The 21141-nt window shown below is 73.3% G+C and carries 21 protein-coding genes; 7 read left to right on the plus strand and 14 right to left on the minus strand.

Annotation, left to right across the window (positions count from 1 at the left end; genetic code table 11):
* The first annotated feature begins 24 nt into the window (after nucleotides 1-24).
* The gene (locus tag Q0963_RS12500) at nucleotides 25-456 is read left to right on the plus strand and encodes a universal stress protein (protein ID WP_299446303.1); all 432 of its coding nucleotides are present in this window, start codon (nucleotides 25-27) and stop codon (nucleotides 454-456) included.
* Nucleotides 456-1901 carry a sodium:alanine symporter family protein gene (locus Q0963_RS12505; RefSeq protein ID WP_299446305.1) on the plus strand — a complete coding sequence of 482 codons (1446 nt, stop codon included), beginning with the start codon at nucleotides 456-458 and terminating at the stop codon, nucleotides 1899-1901. Before Q0963_RS12500 ends, Q0963_RS12505 begins: the two co-directional genes overlap by 1 nt.
* Nucleotides 1902-1975: 74 nt before the next feature.
* Here Q0963_RS12505 and pyrE read toward each other — a convergent pair whose 3' ends face one another.
* Genes pyrE through Q0963_RS12525 form a run of 4 tightly spaced genes read right to left on the minus strand, consistent with a single transcriptional unit; the run spans nucleotide 1976 to nucleotide 4394 of the window.
* Nucleotides 1976-2530 (minus strand): orotate phosphoribosyltransferase, encoded by a 555-nt coding sequence (gene pyrE / locus Q0963_RS12510; RefSeq protein ID WP_299446306.1) that lies wholly within the window; start codon nucleotides 2528-2530, stop codon nucleotides 1976-1978.
* Nucleotides 2531-2582: 52 nt separating this feature from the next.
* Nucleotides 2583-3059 (minus strand): hypothetical protein, encoded by a 477-nt coding sequence (locus Q0963_RS12515; protein ID WP_299446309.1) that lies wholly within the window; start codon nucleotides 3057-3059, stop codon nucleotides 2583-2585.
* Nucleotides 3060-3107: 48 nt separating this feature from the next.
* Nucleotides 3108-3566 carry a hypothetical protein gene (locus tag Q0963_RS12520; RefSeq protein ID WP_299446310.1) on the minus strand — a complete coding sequence of 153 codons (459 nt, stop codon included), beginning with the start codon at nucleotides 3564-3566 and terminating at the stop codon, nucleotides 3108-3110.
* A 51-nt stretch (nucleotides 3567-3617) separates the two neighbouring features.
* Entirely contained in the window at nucleotides 3618-4394 is a 777-nt protein-coding gene (locus Q0963_RS12525; RefSeq protein ID WP_299446312.1) for an SDR family oxidoreductase, read from the minus strand.
* A gap of 44 nt (nucleotides 4395-4438) precedes the next feature.
* Here Q0963_RS12525 and Q0963_RS12530 point away from each other — a divergent pair, with 44 nt between their 5' ends.
* Complete coding sequence (locus Q0963_RS12530; RefSeq protein WP_299446314.1) at nucleotides 4439-5224, plus strand: exodeoxyribonuclease III; 786 nt, start codon at nucleotides 4439-4441, stop codon at nucleotides 5222-5224.
* Nucleotides 5225-5295: 71 nt separating this feature from the next.
* A complete protein-coding gene (locus tag Q0963_RS12535) occupies nucleotides 5296-5709 on the plus strand; it encodes a hypothetical protein (RefSeq protein WP_299446316.1) in 414 nt (137 codons plus the stop codon).
* Here the strand turns inward: Q0963_RS12535 and Q0963_RS12540 are convergent.
* From Q0963_RS12540 to Q0963_RS12565, 6 genes are all read right to left on the minus strand, one after another.
* Nucleotides 5696-6205: a mycothiol transferase gene (locus Q0963_RS12540; protein WP_299446318.1), complete on the minus strand. Its 510-nt coding sequence runs from the start codon at nucleotides 6203-6205 to the stop codon at nucleotides 5696-5698. The two genes, Q0963_RS12535 and Q0963_RS12540, sit on opposite strands and share 14 nt — an antisense overlap.
* A gap of 10 nt (nucleotides 6206-6215) precedes the next feature.
* On the minus strand, nucleotides 6216-7889 hold the full coding sequence (locus tag Q0963_RS12545; protein ID WP_299446320.1) for an MFS transporter: 1674 nt from the start codon (nucleotides 7887-7889) through the stop codon (nucleotides 6216-6218).
* Nucleotides 7870-8574: an LppX_LprAFG lipoprotein gene (locus Q0963_RS12550; RefSeq protein ID WP_299446322.1), complete on the minus strand. Its 705-nt coding sequence runs from the start codon at nucleotides 8572-8574 to the stop codon at nucleotides 7870-7872. Before Q0963_RS12550 ends, Q0963_RS12545 begins: the two co-directional genes overlap by 20 nt.
* 36 nt (nucleotides 8575-8610) lie before the next feature.
* Nucleotides 8611-11178: an ATP-dependent Clp protease ATP-binding subunit gene (locus Q0963_RS12555; RefSeq protein ID WP_299446324.1), complete on the minus strand. Its 2568-nt coding sequence runs from the start codon at nucleotides 11176-11178 to the stop codon at nucleotides 8611-8613.
* 73 nt (nucleotides 11179-11251) lie between these two features.
* Nucleotides 11252-11785 (minus strand): gluconokinase, encoded by a 534-nt coding sequence (locus Q0963_RS12560; RefSeq protein WP_299446326.1) that lies wholly within the window; start codon nucleotides 11783-11785, stop codon nucleotides 11252-11254.
* Between the two features lie 93 nt (nucleotides 11786-11878).
* Complete coding sequence (locus Q0963_RS12565; protein ID WP_299446328.1) at nucleotides 11879-13369, minus strand: LCP family protein; 1491 nt, start codon at nucleotides 13367-13369, stop codon at nucleotides 11879-11881.
* Nucleotides 13370-13494: 125 nt separating this feature from the next.
* On the opposite strand from Q0963_RS12565, the gene Q0963_RS12570 reads away from it, so the two are divergent.
* The gene (locus tag Q0963_RS12570) at nucleotides 13495-14283 is read left to right on the plus strand and encodes a tryptophan-rich sensory protein (protein ID WP_299446330.1); all 789 of its coding nucleotides are present in this window, start codon (nucleotides 13495-13497) and stop codon (nucleotides 14281-14283) included.
* Nucleotides 14284-14372: 89 nt separating this feature from the next.
* Nucleotides 14373-15353, plus strand: coding sequence for a hypothetical protein (locus tag Q0963_RS12575; protein ID WP_299446332.1), 981 nt, complete (start codon nucleotides 14373-14375; stop codon nucleotides 15351-15353).
* Nucleotides 15354-15425: 72 nt separating this feature from the next.
* Here Q0963_RS12575 and Q0963_RS12580 read toward each other — a convergent pair whose 3' ends face one another.
* From Q0963_RS12580 to dnaK, 4 genes are read right to left on the minus strand one after another with little or no spacing between them, the layout of a single operon-like run.
* The gene (locus tag Q0963_RS12580; protein ID WP_299446334.1) at nucleotides 15426-15881 is read right to left on the minus strand and encodes a heat shock protein transcriptional repressor HspR; all 456 of its coding nucleotides are present in this window, start codon (nucleotides 15879-15881) and stop codon (nucleotides 15426-15428) included.
* Nucleotides 15882-15895: 14 nt separating this feature from the next.
* Nucleotides 15896-16945 carry a DnaJ C-terminal domain-containing protein gene (locus tag Q0963_RS12585; RefSeq protein ID WP_299446338.1) on the minus strand — a complete coding sequence of 350 codons (1050 nt, stop codon included), beginning with the start codon at nucleotides 16943-16945 and terminating at the stop codon, nucleotides 15896-15898.
* A 47-nt stretch (nucleotides 16946-16992) separates the two neighbouring features.
* Nucleotides 16993-17589 carry a nucleotide exchange factor GrpE gene (gene grpE / locus Q0963_RS12590; protein WP_299446340.1) on the minus strand — a complete coding sequence of 199 codons (597 nt, stop codon included), beginning with the start codon at nucleotides 17587-17589 and terminating at the stop codon, nucleotides 16993-16995.
* Nucleotides 17586-19490, minus strand: a complete 1905-nt coding sequence (gene dnaK / locus Q0963_RS12595) for a molecular chaperone DnaK (RefSeq protein ID WP_299446342.1) — start codon at nucleotides 19488-19490, stop codon at nucleotides 17586-17588. Before dnaK ends, grpE begins: the two co-directional genes overlap by 4 nt.
* Before the next feature lie 304 nt (nucleotides 19491-19794).
* On the opposite strand from dnaK, the gene Q0963_RS12600 reads away from it, so the two are divergent.
* A complete protein-coding gene (locus Q0963_RS12600; RefSeq protein ID WP_299446344.1) occupies nucleotides 19795-20811 on the plus strand; it encodes a hypothetical protein in 1017 nt (338 codons plus the stop codon).
* Nucleotides 20812-21141: the final 330 nt, after the last annotated feature.

Consider the following 21141-nt stretch of genomic DNA (forward strand, 5'->3'; position numbering starts at 1 on the left):
CGAATGCCGGACCGGGAGGCCCGTATGGACACCGTCGTCGTCGGCGTCGACAACAGCGATGCATCCACCCGCGCGGTGGAGTTCGCTGTCGATCGCGCCCAGCGCAACTCCTGGAAGGTGGTGCTCGTCCACGTCATCCCGTGGACGCCGTACTCGTTCCAGACACCGACCGAGAACGAGCACCGCCACCGCGAGAAGGAGCGGGAGGTCGCGGCCGCCACCGAGCAGGTCCTCGTCCCGATGGCCGAGATCGCGGAGCGCGGCGGCGTGCCGCACACCGAGATGGTCCGGCACGGCAAGCCGTCCGAGACCTTGTCCGACATCGCCGGCGACACCAAGGCGGTCCACATCATCGTCGGCCGCACCGGCGACAGCGGCCTCCGCGAGGCCGTCTTCGGCTCGGTCGCGAGCCGCCTCGTCCAGCATGCCCATGTTCCCGTGACGGTGGTGCCCTGATGAATCCGGTCGACTGGTTCAACTCCCTCTCCGACACGATCACCGGCATCGTCTTCACGACGGTGCCCTTCTTCGGCACCGAGGTGCCGCTCATCGTCGTCTGGCTCGTCATCGCCGGAGCCTTCTTCACCATCTGGCTCGGCTTCATGCAGGTCCGCGGGCCGCGGCTGGCGATCGACCTGGTCCGCGGCAAGTACTCCAACCCCGACGACGCCGGTGAGGTCTCGCACTTCCAGGCGCTCGCCACCGCCGTCTCCGGCACCGTCGGCCTCGGCAACATCGCCGGCGTCGCCATCGCGATCGCGCTCGGCGGGCCGGGCGCGACCTTCTGGATGATCCTCGCGGGCCTGCTCGGGATGGCGACGAAGATGGCCGAGTGCATGCTCGGCGTCAAGTACCGCCGTGAGCACGCCGACGGCTCGGTCTCCGGCGGCCCCATGTACTACCTGCGCGACGGCCTCGCCGAGCGCGGGATGGGCGGGTTCGGCAAGGTCCTCGCCGTCATCTTCGCGGTCTGCATGATCGGTGGTGCGCTCGGCGGCGGGAACATGTTCCAGTCCAACCAGGCGACCGCCCAGATCATCGCGGTCACCGGTGGCGACGACTCCTTCCTCGCCGGCTCGCCGTGGATCATCGGGCTCGTCTTCGCGGCGCTCGCCGGCGCGGTCATCATCGGCGGCATCAAGAGCATCGCGCGCGTGACCGAGAAGATCGTGCCGTTCATGGCCGTCCTCTACGTCGCGGCCTGCATCGTCGTGCTGCTGTGGAACATCACCGCGCTGCCCGAGGCCATCGGCCTCATCTTCTCCGGCGCGTTCAGCCCCGAAGGTGTCGCGGGCGGCGCGATCGGCGCCCTCATCGTCGGCTTCCAGCGGGCAGCGTTCTCGAACGAGGCGGGCCTCGGCTCCGCCTCGGTGGCGCACTCGGCGGTCAAGACGAAGGAGCCCGCGACCGAGGGCTTCGTCGCGATGCTCGAGCCGTTCATCGACACCGTCGTCATCTGCACGATGACCGCGCTGACGATCGTCATCACGGGCACGTACGCCCTCCCGGATGCGACCGAGCTCGGCGGGGTCGCCCTGACGTCGCAGTCCTTCGAGACCGTGCTGCCGTGGTTCCCCACGGTCCTCGCGGTGGCGGTCGTGCTCTTCGCCTTCTCGACGATGATCTCCTGGTCGTACTACGGCATGAAGGCCACCGGGTACCTCTTCGGTGACAACCAGACCGCGGAGAACGTCTTCAAGGGCATCTTCCTGGTCTTCACCGTCATCGGCTCCGCGGCCGCCCTCGGGCCGGTCATCAACTTCTCGGACTCGATGATCTTCCTGATGTCCATCCCCAACCTCATCGGGCTGTACATCATGGCGCCGGTCATCCGGTCGGTCATCCACGGGTACTTCGACCGGGTCAAGAGCGGCGAGGTCAAGCAGGTGGTCCACCAGTGACCTGACGCTCCACCCGAACAGAGCACGCCGCGTGGGCCTGGCCCGCGCGGCGTGCTCTGTTCGGTGGCGGCGGCTCAGGCCAGGCCGAGGTCCTCGAGCCCGTAGACGTGGCGGTACTCCAGCCCGGCGTCGGCGAAGACCTGCGCGGCTCCCGTGGCGCGGTCGGCGATGGTCGCCACGGCGACGACGGTGCCGCCGGCGTCCTGCACCGCGCGGGCGGCGTCCAGCGGCGAGGCCCCGGTCGTCGAGGTGTCCTCGACGACGAGGACGCGGCGGCCCTGCACCGAGGGGCCCTCGATGCGCTGCTGCAGCCCGTGCGCCTTGCCGGCCTTGCGGACGACGAAGGCGTCGAGCCGCCCGCCGGCGGCCGCGCGGGCGTGGAGCATCGCGGTCGCCACCGGGTCGGCGCCGAGGGTGAGCCCCCCGACCGCGTCGAACTCGAGGTCCGCGACGAGGTCGAGCATCACCCGGCCGACGAGCGGGCTCGCCTCGCCGTCGAGGGTGACGCGGCGGAGGTCGACGTAGTAGTCGGCCTCCGCGCCCGAGGACAGGGTGACCCGGCCGTGGACGACGGCCTGGTCGCGGATGATCTGGAGGAGGCGGGCGCGGTCGGCGGCGATGTCGGTCACGGGCACCACGGTAGGCGGTGCCGGCGGCGGCGACTCCGGCGCCACCGGCCGCTCACCGGCGGCGGGACGGCCGAAGCACGTAGCCGGTGGCCCCGAGGTCCGTGCCGAGGGAGGGGATCTGGGTGTGCCAGTTCTGGTGGAGGTCCGGGGTAACGGGCGGCTCGTAGGGGCGCGGCGGCTCCTGGCCGTCCCACACGTCGTAGCCGGCCCGCAGCATCCGCCCGATCGGGCTGGCGACGACGCGCGTGGCGAGATGGCCCAGGAGGTCAGGCTGCATCTGGTCCAGGAGCAGGCGAGGCCGGCGGCGCTCGGCGAGGACGAGGAGGCGGGCGATGGCATGCACGTCGTCGACGCCCACACGGGTTCCCGCGAGCAGCAACCGCCGGACCTCGGCCAGCACTGCTGCCCGCTCGCTCGGGCCCATCGCCGTCAGGGCATGCCGGTGGGCCGTCTCCTGCCAGTCGGCGGAGGCGGTCCGCAGGAGGTGCCGGTACTCCCGCAGCGTGTCGGACTCGGCGTCCGCGCCCATGCAGCCACGGTAGACCCGACTCCCCGACGTGTCACCACTCCGCCCGGGTCAGTTCGCGAGCGCTCGCACGGCCAGCCGGTGGGCCGCCTCCGCCAGGGCCCCGTGCTGCTCGGACCCACCTTCCCCCAGGTCGGCGAGCCGGGCCGCGGCCAGCGCGCCGCCGGCGAAGATCATGGCCTCGTCCCAGCGCCGGTGCGCCTGCGGCCGGGGCCAGCGGCCCGGCCAGCCCGTGGCGCACCACTCGTCGACCTCGCCGAGCAGCGCGGCTCCCGCCCCCGCGTACGCGAGGCCCTGGAGCAGACGCGCCCCGAGCACCGACTCGTGCGGCACCAGGGGCCCGGACCCCGTCAGCTCGCCGACCCGGTCGACGAGGCGCTCGTGCACCCGCCCTCGCGGGCTGATGGCGTCCCAGGCGTGCGGTGGGATCGCCGAGATGAGGGCGAGGAAACGCCACGGCCAGTCCACCAGGGTGCCCCGCTCTTCGTCGACCTGCAGCAACGTCGTCACGACCGGAAGGAGCCGGCTGGGCCGCCCCTGATACATCCCGGTTGCGGACCCTCAGGAGCGACGCCGGCTGCGCTCGAGCAGGCGCATCGCGCCGCCGCGTCTCAGCGGGCGGGGCAGCGCCCGCACGGCGAGGGTCGCGACCTTCCACTGCGGGCCGGGGACGGACAGCACCCTCCCCGCGGCGACGTCGGCCAGCGCCTGCCGCGCGACCTCGTCGGCGTCGAGCCACAGGCCCTGCGGCAGCCCCGGCAGGCGCATCCGGGCGCGCTCGTGGAACTCGGTGCGGGTGAGCCCGGGGCACAGCGCCGTGACGGTGACGCCGGTGCCGTGGAGCTGGCTCGCGAGGCTCTCGGAGAAGACGGTTACGAAGGACTTCTCGGCCGAGTACGTGCCGCTCGCGAGGAACCCGGCGACCGAGCTGACGTTGAGGATCGCCCCGTGGCCGCGCTCGCGCATCGCCCGCCCTGCCGCGTGGCACGTGACGAGCACCGCCCGCACCATGACCTCGAGTGCGGCCTCCTCCTGCGCCAGGTCGTTGTCGAGGAACGGACGGTGCAGCCCGAAGCCGGCGTTGTTGACGAGCAGGTCGACGGGGCGCTCGCGGTCGGCGAGGCGGACGCACACCTCCTCGGTCTGCTGCCGGTCGGCGAGGTCGGCCACGAGCACCTCCACGGTGCTCCCGTGGCGGTCGCGGAGCTCGGCGGCGAGGCGCTCGAGGCGGGCGCGGTCGCGGGCGACGAGGACGAGGTCGTGGCCGTCGTGGGCGAGCCGCTGCGCGAGGGCACGGCCGATCCCTGCGGAGGCTCCGGTGACGAGGGCGGTGCTCATGACTGGACCCTAGGCCCGTCGGCGCCCGCGGTTAGGGTGTGGCCGTGCGCATCGCCACCTGGAACGTCAACTCCATCCGCTCCCGGGCCGACCGTGTCGAGGCCTGGCTCCGGCGCTCCGACGTCGACGTCCTCGCGATGCAGGAGACCAAGGCCAAGGACGAGCAGTTCCCGTACGACCGGTTCCGCGCCCTCGGCTACGAGGTGGCCCACCACGGCCTCAACCAGTGGAACGGGGTCGCCATCCTCAGCCGGGTCGGGCTCGACGACGTCCAGGTGGGGTTCGACGGCGACCCCGGCTGGGGTGAGCCGCTCGCGGCCGAGGCCCGCTCCATCGGCGCCACCTGCGGCGGGATCCGGATGTGGTCCGTCTACGTCCCCAACGGGAGGGCGCTCGACGACCCGCACATGGCGTACAAGCTCGCCTGGCTGGGGCGGCTGCGCGAGCGCGCCGTCGAGTGGGCGGCCGACGGCACCCCGGTGGCGTTGTGCGGCGACTGGAACATCGCCCCCCGGGACGAGGACGTCTGGTCGATGGAGTACTACCTCGACAAGTCGCACGTCAGCCCCCCCGAGCGGGCGGCGTTCGGCGCGTTCCTCGACTCCGGCTTCGTCGACGTCGTCCGTCCGCACGCCCCGGGCCCCGGGACGTACACGTACTGGGACTACCAGCGGCTGGCCTTCCCGAAGAAGCGCGGGATGCGGATCGACTTCGTCCTCGGCTCGCGCTCCTTCGCCGACCGCGTGGCGGGCGCCGTCATCGACCGCGAGGAGCGCAAGGGCGCCGGCGCCAGCGACCACGCGCCGGTCGTCGTCGAGCTCGACGCCTGAGGGTCGACCGCCGTCGTCCTCGTGGCGGTCAGGGGCTGACGCCGCCCGGTGCGCCGGGCTACCGTGCCGGGATGACCCGCCCGCCCCACGAGAACGTCGCGACGGTCCTCGTCGACCCCGCGATCCTCGGCGACCTCGAGGTGGCGCTCATGCACCTCGACCTGCGGGTGTGGCCGATGGCGACGGCTCCGATCTGCCCGGACGGGCCACGGCAGGCGTTCCAGTACCGCCGCCGCGTCCTGCTCGCCCGGCGGGGGGCGTGGGACGACGCGGAGCACTGGGTCCCGGTGTGGGTCTCGTTCGGGGCGTCCTGGCGCCAGGGCGAGGACCCGCTCCCCTGGGCCGCGCATGCGGCGCTGTGGCAGGCGCTCGAGCACTATGCAGGGCGGGTGCGCTACCGCAAGCGCCTCTCGGGGGTCCGTCCGCTGCCCGTGCCGGTGGGCGTCGACGGCCAGGGCGCGAGCCCCCGGGTCAGCCGCGGGTGAGGATGCCCACGGCGTAGGACGCCTGGCCGACGTGCTGGGTGGCGTCGTTGAGGGCGCTGACGAGCCGGACCCCGAGGGTCACCGGGGGGTCCCAGCCCTCGTCGACGACCCGGTCGAGGTCGTCGGCGGTGACGCTCCCGAGGGCGTCCGCGACGAGCTCGTAGGTCGCGTCGAAGTAGCCGCGCAGGTCCGCGGCCGTGGCCCGGACCGCGAGGACGTCGTCGTAGGACTGCCCGTAGCCGTGGGCGCTCGCGGGGAACGGCAGCGCGAACCGGTCGTACCAGCCGCCGGAGGTCCACACGACGTCGCGGTCGAAGGCGTCGGCCACGTGCGAGTCGAGGGTCCGGGTGAGGTGCCAGAGCAGCCACGCCACGGTGTTGGCTCCGGGTGCAGGCGGTTGGGCGAGGACCTCCTCGGGAGTGTCGTCGAGGAGGCCGTGCACGGTCTCGCGCACCCGGCCGAGGGCGTCGAGGAGGATGTCGCTCACGGTGGCCATGAGGGCGACGCTACTCCCGGCCGGTCACCCCGGCCCCGTGCGCGACGAGGCCGTCCACCCGCCGGACGGCGCGCCCGAGCGTCAGTGCCACGACGGCACCGAGACCGGCCGCCACCGCAGCCCCACGGAACACCGAGGACACCTGGACGACCGCCGCCTCGCGCAGGGCCTCGGTGTCCGTCGGGTCCGGCAGCGCCGCCACCGCCTCGTAGTAGGCGTGCAGGCCGACCGCGGTCAGCAGCGCGAGACCGACGACCATCCCCACCATCCGGGCCACGACGACGAGCGCCGAGGCGGCGCCGTGGGTGTCCTCGGAGGACTCGGCCAGGGCGGCGTCGTTGACCGGAGCCAGGGCCAGCCCGATCCCGAGGCCGGTCGCCGCGAGGACCACGGTCGACGTCCACTGCTCGAGCGAGCCCACTCCCCAGGTCGACATCGCGGCGAGCCCGACCGTCGTGAGCCCCAGCCCCGCGCCGGCGACGAGCCCGGGGCCGAGGTGGCGCAGCGCCCAGCCACCCGCCAGCGCGCCGACCGGGACGGCGACGAGGAAGCGGACCAGGACCAGCGCCGCCTCGGTCTGGTCGGTGGTGAGCACGAGGCGGGCGAGCAGCGGCACGTCGACGACGACGGCCACGAGGGCGACCCCGACGAGCAGCGAGGTGGCGAGCGCGCGGACGAGCCGCCCGCGGACCAGGCCCCGTGGCACGAGGGGGGTCACGGTGCGCCGGTGGTGCACGAGGTAGAGCACGGCGAGCAGGGCCGCCACCGGGAGCAGGGCGTAGCCGAGCGGCCCCACCACCTCGCGCTCCGGCTCGGCCGCGGCGAAGGTGAGCACGACACACGCCAGCGCCCCGCCGACGAGCAGGGCCCCGAGCAGGTCGACCCGGCGCACGACCGCCCAGCGGCCCCGCATCGTCGCGGCGAGGGCGAGGACGGTGAGCACTCCGGCGACGATCCCGATCGGCGTGGCGAGCCGGGACGTCGCTCCCCCGAACGGCACGAAGGGCAGCCCGAGGGTGACGCTCGTGGCGAGCGCGGCCGGGGCGGCGAGCGCGAGGCCACCGGCGGCAGCGGCGGCCAGGCCGAGCGAGGAGGGGACCACCCGGGGGCGGTTCAGCCCACCCCCGCCGGTCACGACGACGGCTCCCGCGAGCAGGACCCCGGCCACCGCCCCGAGCCAGAAGATCGCCCGCCAGTCGGCGACGACCAGCACGGCCGCGCCGAGGACCGGCCCGAGCACCGACCCCAGCTCCTGGACGGCGCCGACGACCCCGAGCGGCACGCCGCGCCGCCCGGCCGGCCAGAGATCGGCGACCAGGGCGAGGGTGGCTGGGACGAGGCCGCCACCGCCGACGCCCTGCACGACCCGGCCCCCGACGAGGACGGGCAGCTCGACGGCGAGCGCGGTGACGAGCGAGCCGACGACGAAGACCGCGAGGCAGCCGAGGAGCACCCGGCGGCGGTCGACGAGGTCGGACAGCCGCCCGACGAGCGGGAGCACCGCGACGTAGCCGAGGAGGAAGCCGGAGATGATCGGGGTCGCCCGCTGGAGGGACTCGATGCCGACGCCGACACCGCGCATCATGTCGGTGAGGGCGAGCACGACGACGTAGGTGTCGGCGGCGGCCAGGGCGACGGCCACCGACGCCGCGGCGAGCAGCGCCCTAGGGGCGGGTGATGTCAACGGGGGTGCCGTAGTCGCTCAAGGTCAGCGTGTACGTCGAGTCGGTGGGGCCGAAGAACGGGCCGACGAGCGTCGCGGTCCGCAGCTCGTCGCCCTCGGTGAGCCCGTAGGTCACCTGGTACTCACCGGTGCCCTCGCCGAGACGGAAGAGGTCCGCGACCTGCTGCGCGGGCAGCGTCCCGGTCACCTGGTCGAGCACGTCCGCTCCGGCCCGCACCCGACCGCCGAGGGTCGGGCTGCCGGTGTCGGGCAGGAGCGCGGCGATGCCCTCGGCCGGGTCGAGGAAGGTGGCGGGGTTCGGGGCGTTCAGGGTCGAGAGGTCGAAGGGCTCGAAGTCGGGCGTGAAGAGCTTGAGGTAGGTGTCCTCGCCGACCGCGATGACCTCGACGGTGGCCGCGACCCCCTGGATGGTGCCGGTGATGGTGCCCTGGAAGCTGGGCTCGGTGACGCTGACGACGCCCGAGCCGGTGGCCGCGGTGACCCCGTTCTCGGTCGGGGGGACGTCCGTGCTCGTGAGCACGAGCTTGAGCGTGCCGGCCTCCGCGACGGCCGTCCTGGCCGCCTCCAGCCGTTGCGCGGCGGTCCGCTCGGGCGGCTGGGTGACGTCCCCGTCGGCACTGCCGGCGCACCCGGCCGCCAGGAGGGTGGCGGCGAGCGCCGCGACGATGACGGGGCGGCGGCGCATGGCCGAAGAGTAACCGCCACTCGCCGCCGCCCGGGGTCAGCCGAGGGCGAGCCCGTCGCCCGATTCGGCCAGCGTGACGGTGACGGTGTCGCCGTCGCGGACCTCACCCGACAGCAGGCCGGTGGCGAGCCGGTCGCCGATCTCGCGCTGGACGAGCCGGCGCAGCGGGCGGGCACCGAAGGCGGGGTCGTAGCCCCGGGCGGCGAGCCAGGCCTTCGCGTCGTCGGTGACCTCGAGGTCGACCCGGCGTCCGCGCAGCCGGCTGCCGAGCTCGTGCACCTGGAGGTCGACGATCCGCGCGAGCTCGTCGGTCGTGAGAGCGTCGAAGACGACGACCTCGTCGAGCCGGTTGAGGAACTCCGGCTTGAAGGCGCCACGAACCGCTGCGAGGACGGCGTCGCGCTGGGCGTCCGGGTCCATCGTCGGGTCGACGAGGAACTGCGACCCGAGGTTCGAGGTCATGACGAGGATGACGTTGCGGAAGTCGACCGTGCGCCCCTGGCCGTCGGTGAGCCGGCCGTCGTCGAGGACCTGGAGCAGGATGTCGAAAGTCTCGGGGTGGGCCTTCTCGACCTCGTCGAGCAGCACGACGGAGTACGGGCGGCGCCGCACGGCCTCGGTCAGCTGGCCGCCCTCCTCGTACCCGACGTAGCCGGGCGGGGCGCCGATGAGCCGGGCCACCGCGTGGCGCTCGGAGTACTCGGACATGTCGATCCGGACCATCGCGCGCTCGTCGTCGAAGAGGAAGTCCGCCAGCGACTTCGCGAGCTCGGTCTTGCCGACACCGGTGGGGCCGAGGAAGAGGAAGGAGCCGGTCGGGCGGTCGGGGTCGGCGACACCGGCCCGGGACCGGCGCACGGCGTCGGAGACGGACCGGACCGCGTCGACCTGCCCGACGAGGCGCGCGCCGATGATCGACTCCATCGACAGCAGCTTCTCGGTCTCGCCCTGGAGCAGGCGGCCGGCGGGGATGCCGGTCCAGGCCGCGATGACCTCGGCGATGTCGTCGGCCCCGACCCGCTCCTTGACCATGAGGTCGGCGTCGCCGGCCTGGCTCTCGGCGGCCTGGGCGGCCTCGAGCTCGGCCTGGAGGGCGGGGATCTCGCCGTACAGCAGCCGCGAGGCGCCCTCGTAGTCGCCCTCGCGCTGGAGCCGGTCGGCCTGGGTCCGCAGGTCGTCGAGGCGGGCCTTGAGGTCACCGACCCGGTTCAGGCCCTGCTTCTCGCTCTCCCACCGCGCGGTGAGCGTGGCGAGCTCCTCGTTCTTGTCGGCGAGGTCGGCGCGCAGCCGTTCGAGCCGCTCCACCGAGGCCTCGTCGGTCTCCTTGGCGAGATGGAGCTCCTCCATCTTGAGCCGGTCGACGGCGCGCCGGAGCACATCGATCTCGACGGGGCTCGAGTCGATCTCCATCCGCAGCCGGGACGCGGCCTCGTCGACGAGGTCGATCGCCTTGTCGGGCAGCTGGCGGCCGGTGATGTACCGGTCCGACAGCGACGCGGCGGCCACGAGCGCGGAGTCCTCGATCTCGACCTTGTGGTGCGCCTCGTAGCGCTCCTTGAGGCCGCGGAGGATGGCGATGGTGTCCTCGACCGACGGCTCGCCCACGAACACCTGCTGGAAGCGCCGCTCGAGGGCGGGGTCCTTCTCGACGTGCTGGCGGAACTCGTCGAGCGTCGTCGCGCCGACAAGCCGCAGCTCGCCGCGGGCGAGCATCGGCTTGAGCATGTTGCTCGCGTCCATCGCGGACTCGCCGGTGGCCCCGGCGCCGACGACGGTGTGCAGCTCGTCGATGAAGGTGACGACCTCGCCGTCGCTGGCCTTGATCTCCTCGAGCACGGCCTTGAGCCGCTCCTCGAACTCGCCGCGGTACTTGGCGCCGGCGACCATGGCGCCGAGGTCCAGCGCGACGAGCCGCTTGCCGCGGAGCGACTCCGGGACGTCGCCGTCGACGATGCGCTGCGCGAGCCCCTCGACGACGGCCGTCTTGCCGACGCCGGGGTCCCCGATGAGCACGGGGTTGTTCTTCGTCCGCCGGGAGAGGACCTGCACGACGCGGCGGATCTCGTCGTCGCGGCCGATGACGGGGTCGAGCCGGCCGTCACGGGCGGCCTGGGTGAGGTCGGTGCCGTACGTGGCGAGCGCCTCCCCCGACTCGGCCGGGGTCTCGGAGGTCACCTGGCGCCCGGCACGCAGCTCCTTGACCTTCTGCTCCATGTCGGCGGCCCCGCGCTTCTCGACGGCCGCGAGGCGGCCGCTCTCGGCGAGGGCGAGGATCAGCAGGTCGAGGGCGAGGTAGGTGTCGCCGTTGGCGCGCATCAGGGTGTCCGCCTGCTGGAGGACGGCGAGGGCGTCCCGCCCGAAGGTCGGGGCGGCGGCCGCCCCGCTGGTCGTCGGGAGGGCGCGCAGGCGGGCATCGGCCTGGGCCAGCACCTGCGCGGCGCCGGTGCCGGCGGCGGTGAGCAGGGCGTCGGCGAGGGGGGTGTCGAGGCGCAGGGCAGCGCTGGTCAGGTGGTCGGGGGTGATCTCGGCATGCCCCTCGCTCTGCGCGGCGCGCTGGGCGAGAGCGAGCGCCTCGGCCACCTTCGTGGTCGGCTTCAGGTCCATACGTCCGGTCTCCTCGGTGGTGCGGATGGTGTCGCTGGAGGGGCAACGCTCACCAAAGTTGAGTCTATTCCACTCAGGCTGTCCGCAGCCAGTCGACGGTGCGCTCGACGAGCGTCCCGGGGTCGAGGCGCACGTCGAGCACGACGCCGTCCTCGTCGGGCTCCAGCGGCTCGACCGCGGCGATCTGGGACTCGAGCAGCGAGCGCGGCATGAAGTGCTCGGACCGGCCCGACAGTCGGGCCGCGATGACCTCGGCCGGCCCGTCGAGATGGACGAACTGCACGCTCGGCGGGCCGTGCCGGAGCACGTCGCGGTAGGAGCGTCGCAGCGCCGAGCACGCCAGGACCGTGGACCGGCCCCGCCCCGCCTGCTCGGCCATCCAGGCCGCCAGGTCCTCGAGCCACGGCCCCCGGTCGACATCGGTGAGGGGGGTGCCGGCGGTCATCTTCGCGACGTTCGCCGAAGGGTGGAAGTCGTCGGCGTCGGCGAAGACCACGCCGAGCGCCTCCGCCACCCCGCGCGCCACGGTCGACTTGCCGGACCCGGAGACCCCCATGACGACGACGTGCCGCGTCCGGCAGGCCTCCGGGCCGGCGGACGTCGTCATCGGCACACCTCTCGGTCGCGGTCGGTCCAGGCCAGGCGGGGCCGGCCGGGCGGGCGTGAGCCACGCTAGCGAGGGAACGCGCCGGACGGGGCGTCAGCAGGTGGCCGCGAGGCCGAGCGCCCGGCCCGGGTCCGCCGTCGGGGACGGCGGGGTCACGGGCGAGCCACCGGCACCGCCCGCCGCGGACCGGGTGGCGCTCGGCCCCGGGGTCGCGGCCGCGGGCGGCACCAGCGCGGTCCGGACGAGCGCGCGGATCCGCGCGTAGTCGGGGCGACCGGGGTCGATGACGTCGTCGGTGAGCGGGAGCGACCGGATCGAGCCCCCGGCCTGGACCCGCTCGAGCAGCTCGACCCAGGCGGGGAGGTCCTCGCGCGGGATGTCGACCGAGACGTTGGACCGCAGCGCCTCGGCGATGGCCGGGTATCGCGTGAGCAGCCGCACCGGGTCGGCCTGTTCGAGGAGCGCGCCGGCGACGCACCGCTGGCGCCGCATCCGGCTGAAGTCGTCACTCGTCGCCCGCGAGCGGGCGTACCACAGCGCGTGGAACCCGTCGAGGCGCTGCCGGCCGGGCTCGATCCACTCGCGACGGTCCGACGTCCACGCGAACGCGCCCCCGGACGTGAGGCGGCAGGAGACGCACACCCGCTCGGCCACGTCGACCTCGACACCGCCCAGGGCGTCGACGAGCTGCCGAAACCCGGCGAGGTCGACGACGACCGAGTGTGCGAGGTCGAGACCCGTGACGGCAGCCACCACCTCGACCGTGGAGGCCCGGCCCGGGTCGGCCACCCCGGGGAAGAGGTGCCGGTGGTTCTCGGCGAGGGTCCAGATGCCGTTCAGGAGGCACTGGTCACCGCAGTCGTACCCGTGCGGGAAGAGCCGGTGCAGCGGGTTCGACGCGGGGATCGGCGCGTTCTCGAGGTTGCGCGGGACCCCGACGAGCAGGGTGTCCCCCGTCGCCGGGTCGATGCTCACGACGACCATCGAGTCCGTGCGCACCCCGACCCGGTTCGGCCCGGCATCGGATCCGAGCACGACGAGGTTGACGCGGGGGACGCCGGCCCACGGGTCGGCCGTCGCGGTCGGCGCGGGAGCCGGCGCCGTCGGCGACTCCACGAGCGGGGCCGCGGGGGCGGGGGCCGGCGCGTCCGAGGCGACGAAGACATCGGTGACGAGCCCCGCCTGGACGTCGAGATAGCGGACCGCCAGCGCGCCGGGTGCCGCGACGAGAAGGCAGCCGAGGCCGGCGGCAGCCACCCCTGCCAGGGGATGCCGGGGGCTGCTCGGGGACCAGGCGTGGACGGCCGTGAGCACGATCGACGCCACCCAGAGGACGACGGCGACCCCGACGGCCACGGCGAGAGCCTCCAGCGCCCCGGGGTCGACCGCGAGGGCGAGCACGGCACGGAGCGGCCCGCCGTCGCGGACGACGCGGTAGCCGGCGTACCCGACGCCGGCCAGCCACGAGATGAGCAGCGCGGCCCCGAGCACGCGACGGGGTGACCGGAGCAGCCCGGCCCCGGGTGCGACGGTGGCCAGGGCGACGTTCCGGTAGTAGCGCGGGGCCCCTGCGCCCACGGCCACGACCACCTGCCTTCCGTCCGGAGGGTCCCGGGACGGTGTCGTCCGACCCTCGTGACGATACTCCGACGCGGTGTCGGTCGCGCCCAGCGCGAGCCGCGGCCGGTGGCCTGTGGTCGAATGACCGCATGCCTCGAGTCGACGTCCAGCGGTCCGACCGGATCCGCCAGGTGGGCGTCACGCTCGCGGAGGTGTTCTGCGTCGTCGGCACGCTCGTCGGGGTCGGGGTCCTCGGCACCCGGGTCGAGGAGTCCGCGGGGGGCGCCCTGGCGGCGGACGCCACCCTCATCGCCCCGGCCGGTCCGGCCTTCTCGATCTGGACCCCCATCTACCTCGGACTCGCGGCGTACACCGTGTGGCAGTGGCTCCCCGGGCAGGCGACGGACGCCCGCCACCGGGCCGTCGGCTGGCTCGTCGCGGCGTCGATGGTTCTCAACGCCGGATGGCTGCTCGTGACCCAGCAGGGCTGGCTCTGGGCCAGCGTGCTCGTCATCCTCGCGCTCGCGGCCACGCTCGGCCTGCTCGTGAGCCGGCTCCAGCAGCACCCGTCGTACGGGACGGCCGAGACGGTCATCGTCGACGGCACGTTCGGCCTCTACCTCGGCTGGGTCGCGGTCGCGACGTGCGCCAACATCACGGCCACCCTCGCCGAGAGCGGCGTCGACCCCGGCAGCCCGACCGTCGAGATCCTCGCCGTCGTCGTGCTGGCCGTCGCCGCCGGTCTCGGCGTGCTGTTCGCGCGGCGCCTCGGGGGGCGGTGGGCGGTGGCCTTCGCGATGGCGTGGGGCCTGGGGTGGATCGCCGTCGGCCGCGTGGCGGACGCCCCGGAGTCCCTCGTCGTCGCGGCCGCCGCCGTGGTCGCCGCCGTCGTCGTCCTCTCCGCCGCGGCCAAGGCCCACGCGCGTCTCTCCGTCTGACCGCCGGGCTGCCGGACGTCGTTCGACACCGGCCCGGTCCGCCGGCCCTGCCCCTTGCCGCGGCGGGCGGGCGGGATGCACGGTGGACCATGGACACGACGACGGCCACGACCCCGAGTACCTCCCGACCTTCACGTCGCACCGCCATCGGCGCCACCGCTCTCGCGGCGGTGAGCCTCCTGGCCCTGCCGCAGGCTGCCGCCGCCCGACGCGCGCCGACGGTGGCCCTGCCGGACGGCATCCGGCCCGAGGGCATCACGTCCGGGCCCGGCACCACGTACTACGCCGGCTCTCTCGCCGACGGGCGCATCGTCACCGGCGACCTCCTCGCGGGGACCGTCCGCACCCTCCTGCCGGGCGCTGCGGGCCGGCAGCTGCGCGGGCTGCGCTGGGATCCCCGGTCCGGCCTGGTCTGGGCCGCGGGCAACGTCGGCGCCGTGGCCCACGTCTGGGCCGTCGACGGGCACACCGGCGACGTCGCGGTCGACGTCGTCGTCCCCGGTGGGAGCTTCCTCAACGACCTCGACGTCACCGACCGGGCCGTGTGGGTCACCGACTCGCGGGTCGACCGGCTGACCGCGATCGCCCTGGACCCTCGCGGCCGGCCCACCGGCACGCTGCCGCGCTTCGTACCGTTGACGGGCGAGTGGCCCGGCTTCGACGGGGCCAACCTCGCTGCCAACGGCATCCGCGAGGTCCGCCGCGGGACGCTGCTCGTCGACCACAGCAGCGCCGGCGGCCTGTGGGCCGTCGACGCCGCCACCGGTGCCGTCAGCGAGGTGCCGGTTCGCGGCGGGCCGGGGATCACCGGCGGCGACGGCATCGAGGTCCGCGGCAGCACCGTCTACGTCGTCCGGGGCAGCGGCAACGCCGAGGTGTCGGTGCTGGCGCTCGACCGGCGCCGCCGCAGCCTGGCCGCCCGCTGGACCGGCGCGCTAACCGACCCGACCCTCGACGTCCCCGCCACCGCCACCCTGGCCGGCGGCGCGCTGTGGGCAGTCAACGCCCGGTTCGGCGTCCCCTCGCCGGGCACCGCTGCGTACTGGATCACCCGCCTGCCGACCCGATGACCTCGCTGTGGGTGGGGACGAGCTGGAAGATGTCCAAGACCCTGGGGCAGGCCGCTCGGGTGAGGGTGCCGCTCAGCGGTGGTTCGGCCGCCACACGACGAGCGCCTGGCCGCGCCGGTCCCTCGGGCGCTCGCCGAGCCGCGCCGCGTACACGTCGCCGGTCGGGCTCACCGAGAACACCCGGGTCGTGCGTCCCGAGCCGGCTTCGAGCGTCTCGACCTGCGCGGTCAGCTCGGCGACCCGGGACCGCAGCGCCTCGACCTGGTTCTCGAGCTCCAGGATGCGTGCGATGCCGGCGAGCGAGACGCCCTCCTCCTGCGAGAGGCGCTGGATCTCACGGAGCAGCGCGACGTCCCGCTGGGAGTACCGGCGGCCACCGCCCTTCGTGCGGGAAGGGGTGACGAGGCCGAGCCGGTCGTACTGCCGCAGCGTCTGCGCGTGCATCCCGGCGAGTTCGGCCGCGACCGAGATGACGAAGACCGGGGAGTCGTCGTCGGGCGCGAACGCGGAGATCTCGATCCTGGCCATCGCTCACCCTCCCGTCAGGTCGCGGCCTGCTGGAACAGGGTCGCACGCGGGTCCGCGTCGCCCTCGGCGTCGCGCAGGGTCTCGACCGCGTGTCGCGCCTCGTCGCTGAGCCGCTGCGGGACGACGACGACGACCTTCGCGAGCAGGTCCCCGGTGCCCTTCTTGCCGGCGACGCCCCGCCCCTTGACCCGCAGGACCCGGCCGCTGGGGGTCCCGGGGGCGACCTTGACCCGGACGCTGGACCCGTCGAGGGTCGGCACCGAGACGGTGGCGCCCAGTGCGGCCTCCGCGAAGGTGACCGGCAGGTCGACGGTGAGGTCGTCGCCGGAACGCCCGAAGACCGGGTGCTTCTCGACGCCGACGGTGAGGATGAGGTCGCCCTTCGGCGCTCCCGGGTCACCGGCAGCGCCCTTGCCGCGCAGCCGGATCTTCTGGCCGTCCCGGACGCCGGCCGGGATCTTCGTCGTGACGTGGCCGCCGTCGGCGGTCGTCAGCGTCACCGTGGACCCCTCGACCGCGTCGCGGAAGGGCAGCGTCGTCCGGGCCTGGATGTCGGCGCCCGGCCGCGGGCCGCGGGCCGCGCCGAACCCCGGACCCCCGAACGGGTCGCCACCGCGGCCTCCCGCTGCCGCGCCTCCGCCGAACATCTGCGCGAGGAGGTCGTTGATGTCCTGGTCGCTGCCGCCGGCGTACGAGCCGCCCGGGCCGCTCTGCTGGAACCGCACGCGGGACCCGCCGCCGCCGCCTCCGCCGAAGGCGCTGAAGATGTCCTCGAAGCCGCCGCCACCGCTCGGCCCACCGGCACCGGCGCGGAACCGCGCGCCGCCACCGGCCATCGACCGGACCGCGTCGTACTCCTGGCGCTGCTTGGGGTCGGAGAGCACCGAGTGGGCCTCACCGACGTCCTTGAACCGCTGCTCCGCGGCGGCGTCGCCCGTGTTGCGGTCGGGGTGGTACTGCCGCGCGAGCTTGCGGTACGCCTTCTTGATCGCGGCGTCGTCGGCGTCCTTCGGCACGCCGAGGATGGCGTAGAAGTCCTTCTCGAACCAGTCCTGGCTGGCCATCGGCGCCTCCTATCGGTCGCTCGTCGGGGGGATGGGCGGGGTGGTCGTCACTCGGGGTCGGACACGGCGACGCGGGCGGGCCGCAGCACCTGGTCCCCGGCACGGTATCCGGGCTGGAGCACGGTGACGACGGTCGTGGCGGCCGCGTCGGCCGGCAGCTCGTCGTCGCCGCTGGGCCACGGGGCGTGCATGAGGGCCTCGTGCTGCTGCGGGTCGAACGCCTCGCCCTTGACGCCGAAGCGTTCGAGGCCGTACCGCCCGAGGGTGCCCTCGAGCTTGTCGGCGATCGCCGCGAACGGGCCGGTCAGGTCGCCGTGCTCTCGCGCCGCGTGGATGTCGTCGAGCACCCCGAGAACGGACTCGAGGACGTCGTGGATGGCCCGCTCCTGCACGAGCGCCCGGTCACGGTCGACCCTGCGCTTGTAGTTGACGTACTCGGCCTGCAGCCGCTGCAGGTCGGCGAGCCGCTCCGCAGCGAGAACGGCGTCGGGGCTGGTGTCCGCGCCGTCGGCCGGGGCCTCGGCGGGCTCCCCGGCGGGGGCGGTGGCCCCGGACTCCTCCGGGGCCACCTCCTCCTCGCCGCGGACCGGCTCGTCGTTGACGGCCTCGGTGTTCACCGAGTCGTCCATCGACTGGTCGGTCACTTGGCCTCCTTCGCGTCCTCGTCGTCCTCGACGATCTCGGCGTCGACGACGTCGTCGTCACCCGCGTCGGTGGCCGGCTGACCACCGTCGGTGGCCTCGGCGCCCGGCACGTCCCCGGACTCGCCCTGCTCGGCCGCCGCCGCGTAGACCGCGGCCCCCATCTCCTGGGAGGCGGTGTTCAGGGTGTTGATCTTGGCCTGGATGTCCTCGGCCGAGGCGTTGCTCTCGGGCTTGATGGCCTCCTTGAGGTCCGCGAGGGCGGCGTCCACCGGGGCGCGGTGCTCGTCGGAGACCTTGTCGCCGGACTCCGAGAGGAACTTCTCGGTCGAGAAGACGAGGGACTCACCGGTGTTGCGAGCCTCGGTCTCCTCGCGCCGCTTCTTGTCCTCCTCGGCGTGCGCCTCGGCGTCCTTGACCATGCGCTCGATCTCCTCCTTCGACAGGGCGGACCCGCCGGAGATGGTGATCTTCTGCTCCTTGCCGGTCCCACGGTCCTTCGCGGAGACGTTGACGATGCCGTTGGCGTCGATGTCGAAGGTGACCTCGACCTGCGGGACCCCGCGCGGGGCCGGCGCGATGCCGGACAGCTCGAAGGTGCCGAGCGGCTTGTTCTGCTGCGCGATCTCGCGCTCGCCCTGGAAGACCTGGATGAGCACCGACGGCTGGTTGTCCTCGGCGGTCGAGAACACCTCGCTGCGCTTGGTGGGGATGGCCGTGTTGCGCTCGATGAGCTTGGTGAACAGCCCGCCCTTGGTCTCGATGCCCAGGCTCAGCGGGGTGACGTCGATGAGGAGGACGTCCTTGCGCTCACCCTTGAGGACACCGGCCTGGAGCGACGCGCCGAGCGCGACGACCTCGTCGGGGTTGACGCCCTTGTTGGGCTCCTTGCCGCCGGTCATCTCCTTGACGAGGGCGCTGACGGCGGGCATCCGGGTCGAGCCGCCGACGAGGACGACGTGGTCGATGTCGGCGACCGCGATGCCCGCGTCCTTGATGACGTTCTGGAACGGCTGCTTCGTGCGGTCGAGCAGGTCCTTGGTCATCTGCTCGAACTGGGCGCGGGTCAGCGTCTCGTCGAGGTGGATGGGGCCGTTCTCGGACATCGAGAGGTACTGCAGCGAGATGTTGGTGCTGCTCGCGGACGAGAGCTCCTTCTTGGCCTGCTCCGCGGCGTCGCGAAGGCGCTGCATCGCGATCTTGTCCTTGGACAGGTCCACCCCGCTGGTGTTCTTCACCGTGGTGAGCAGGTGGTTGACCACCCGCTCGTCCCAGTCGTCGCCACCGAGCTGGTTGTCGCCGGAGGTGGCGCGGACCTGGATGGTCGAGAAGCCGTCCTCGGGGTCCTTGCCGACCTCGAGAAGCGAGACGTCGAAGGTGCCGCCACCGAGGTCGAAGACGAGGATGAGCTCGTCCTCCTTGCCCTTGTCGAGGCCGTACGCGAGGGCCGCGGCGGTGGGCTCGTTGACGATGCGCAGGACGTTGAGGCCCGCGATCTCGCCGGCCTCCTTCGTGGCCTGGCGCTCGTGGTCGTCGAAGTAGGCGGGGACGGTGATGACGGCGTCGGTGATGTTCTCACCGAGGTAGGACTCCGCGTCGCGCTTGAGCTTCTGGAGGATGCGGGCGCTGATCTCCTGCGCGGTGTACTTCTTGCCGTCGATGTCGTCGGTGGCCCAGTCCGTGCCCATGTGGCGCTTGGCGGACCGGATGGTGCGGTCGGCGTTCGTCACGGCCTGGCGCTTGGCGATCTCGCCGACGAGCACCTCACCGCCCTTGGAGAACGCGACGACCGACGGGGTGGTGCGACCGCCCTCGGCGTTCGCGATGATGGTGGGCTCGCCGCCCTCGAGGACGGCGACGGCGCTGTTCGTGGTGCCGAGGTCGATGCCGACTGCACGGGCCATGGGGCTGCTCCTTGCTCGATCTGGTGACACTGGGTTGAGTGCCTCCCGCTCACGTTAGGTCGGTGGGTCTCCTTGCGCAAACTCACGTCGCCAACCTTGCGTTCAGAAGACTCAACTCTGGTCCTCGGCCATCTGTTCCCGATCGCGATCGTCCGTCGAGGGATGGGGAGGCCTCCCCGTCCAGCCAGCACGCCCCCACGGCGCCGAGGGGCTATCTTGCGAAGCGACGCCCGGGGGATTCGGGGTCCGGCCGGGGGGAGGCACCTCCGGCGCGACGAGAACGACACGAGGGGGATCACTGACGATGGCAGGACTCAAGCAACTGGCCATGACGATGGCGGCAGCGACGTTGGGCGGGCTGGTGGCTGTGGCCGCTCCCGAGGCCGCACTGGCCGAGGACGCCAACTGCCGGACGACCCAGGGGTCCAACCCCTGGTACCCGGGCCCGTCCGCCAGCACCACCTACGACAGCACGTTCCACCAGAGCGTCGCCATCCCGGCCGGGCTGCTCGACGGCCGGTACGTGCCGCAGGGCCTGGCCTACTGGAACAACTGGGACGGCACCACCGAGGACGTGCTGCTCATCTCCGCGTACCACGACGGCGACGGCAACAGCGACCCCGACGGCCCGAGTGCCGTCTTCGGCGTCGTCCTCAGCGGCGAGCGGCGCGGCCAGAGCCTGGGACGGATGCTCATCCCCACGACGCACGCGGGAGGTGTCGCCATCGCCGGTGGCCACGTCTACGTCGGTGGCGAGGGGATCGTCCGGTACTGGACCACCTCGAAGGTGCACTCCGAGCTGGCTGCGGCCAACGACAACACCACTCATGGCCCCAAGGGCACCCAGGACGTCGCCGGCGCCGCGTCCTTCCTCGGCGAGCAGGGGGGCAAGATCTGGACCGGGAACTTCGACAAGGACGCCCACCAGAGCATGTGGAAGTACAGCCCGAACAGCGACGGGTCGCTGACCTATACGGGAGAGAAGCGCTGGGTGCCCAAGAAGACCCAGGGCATGACCGTCATCGACGGCAAGTTCGTCTTCGCGACGTCCTACGGCCGCAACGACCGCAGCAACGTGTGGGTGCGGCCGACGTCCTTCACCGGTGACATCACCGATGCCACCTCGTTCTGCATGAGGGCACCGTCGATGATCGAGGGCGTGGCCTCCGGCAACTCCAACGGCAACCAGCACGTCTGGGCGGTGTACGAGAGCGGGGCATACACCTACAACAAGGGTCTCGACGACCCGGACAACCCGATCAAGCACATCCACTGGGCCGACAGCGCCACCCTGGCCGGCCTCTACGGCCAGGCGGACTGAGGCTGCGCCTGACCCGCGGCACCGCGTGGGCGGGGCCGCGGGTCAGGCGGCGTGGAGGATCGCCCCGTCGTGTCCTTCGAGGGAGCCGAACGACGTCCTCGATCCGGGTCGTCGTAGGGGCGGCTCCAGAAGGATGGCACGCCCCACGGTGGCGTTGCGCGTCACAGCGCCCAGAAGGGGCTACCCCGACCACCCCTGCGTCGAACGACGAGAACACGCCGTCGACGAGGTCAGCGGCGCGGCATGTTCTCGTCGTTCGTCGGGGCGACGGGCTACTCCGTCGAGGGCGCGGGTGGCGGCACTGCCGTTGGGGTGGCAACTCCACGGGCT

It is taken from the genome of uncultured Phycicoccus sp., assembly GCF_947495705.1.
In the GTDB taxonomy this organism is placed as follows: Bacteria; Actinomycetota; Actinomycetes; order Actinomycetales; family Dermatophilaceae; genus Phycicoccus.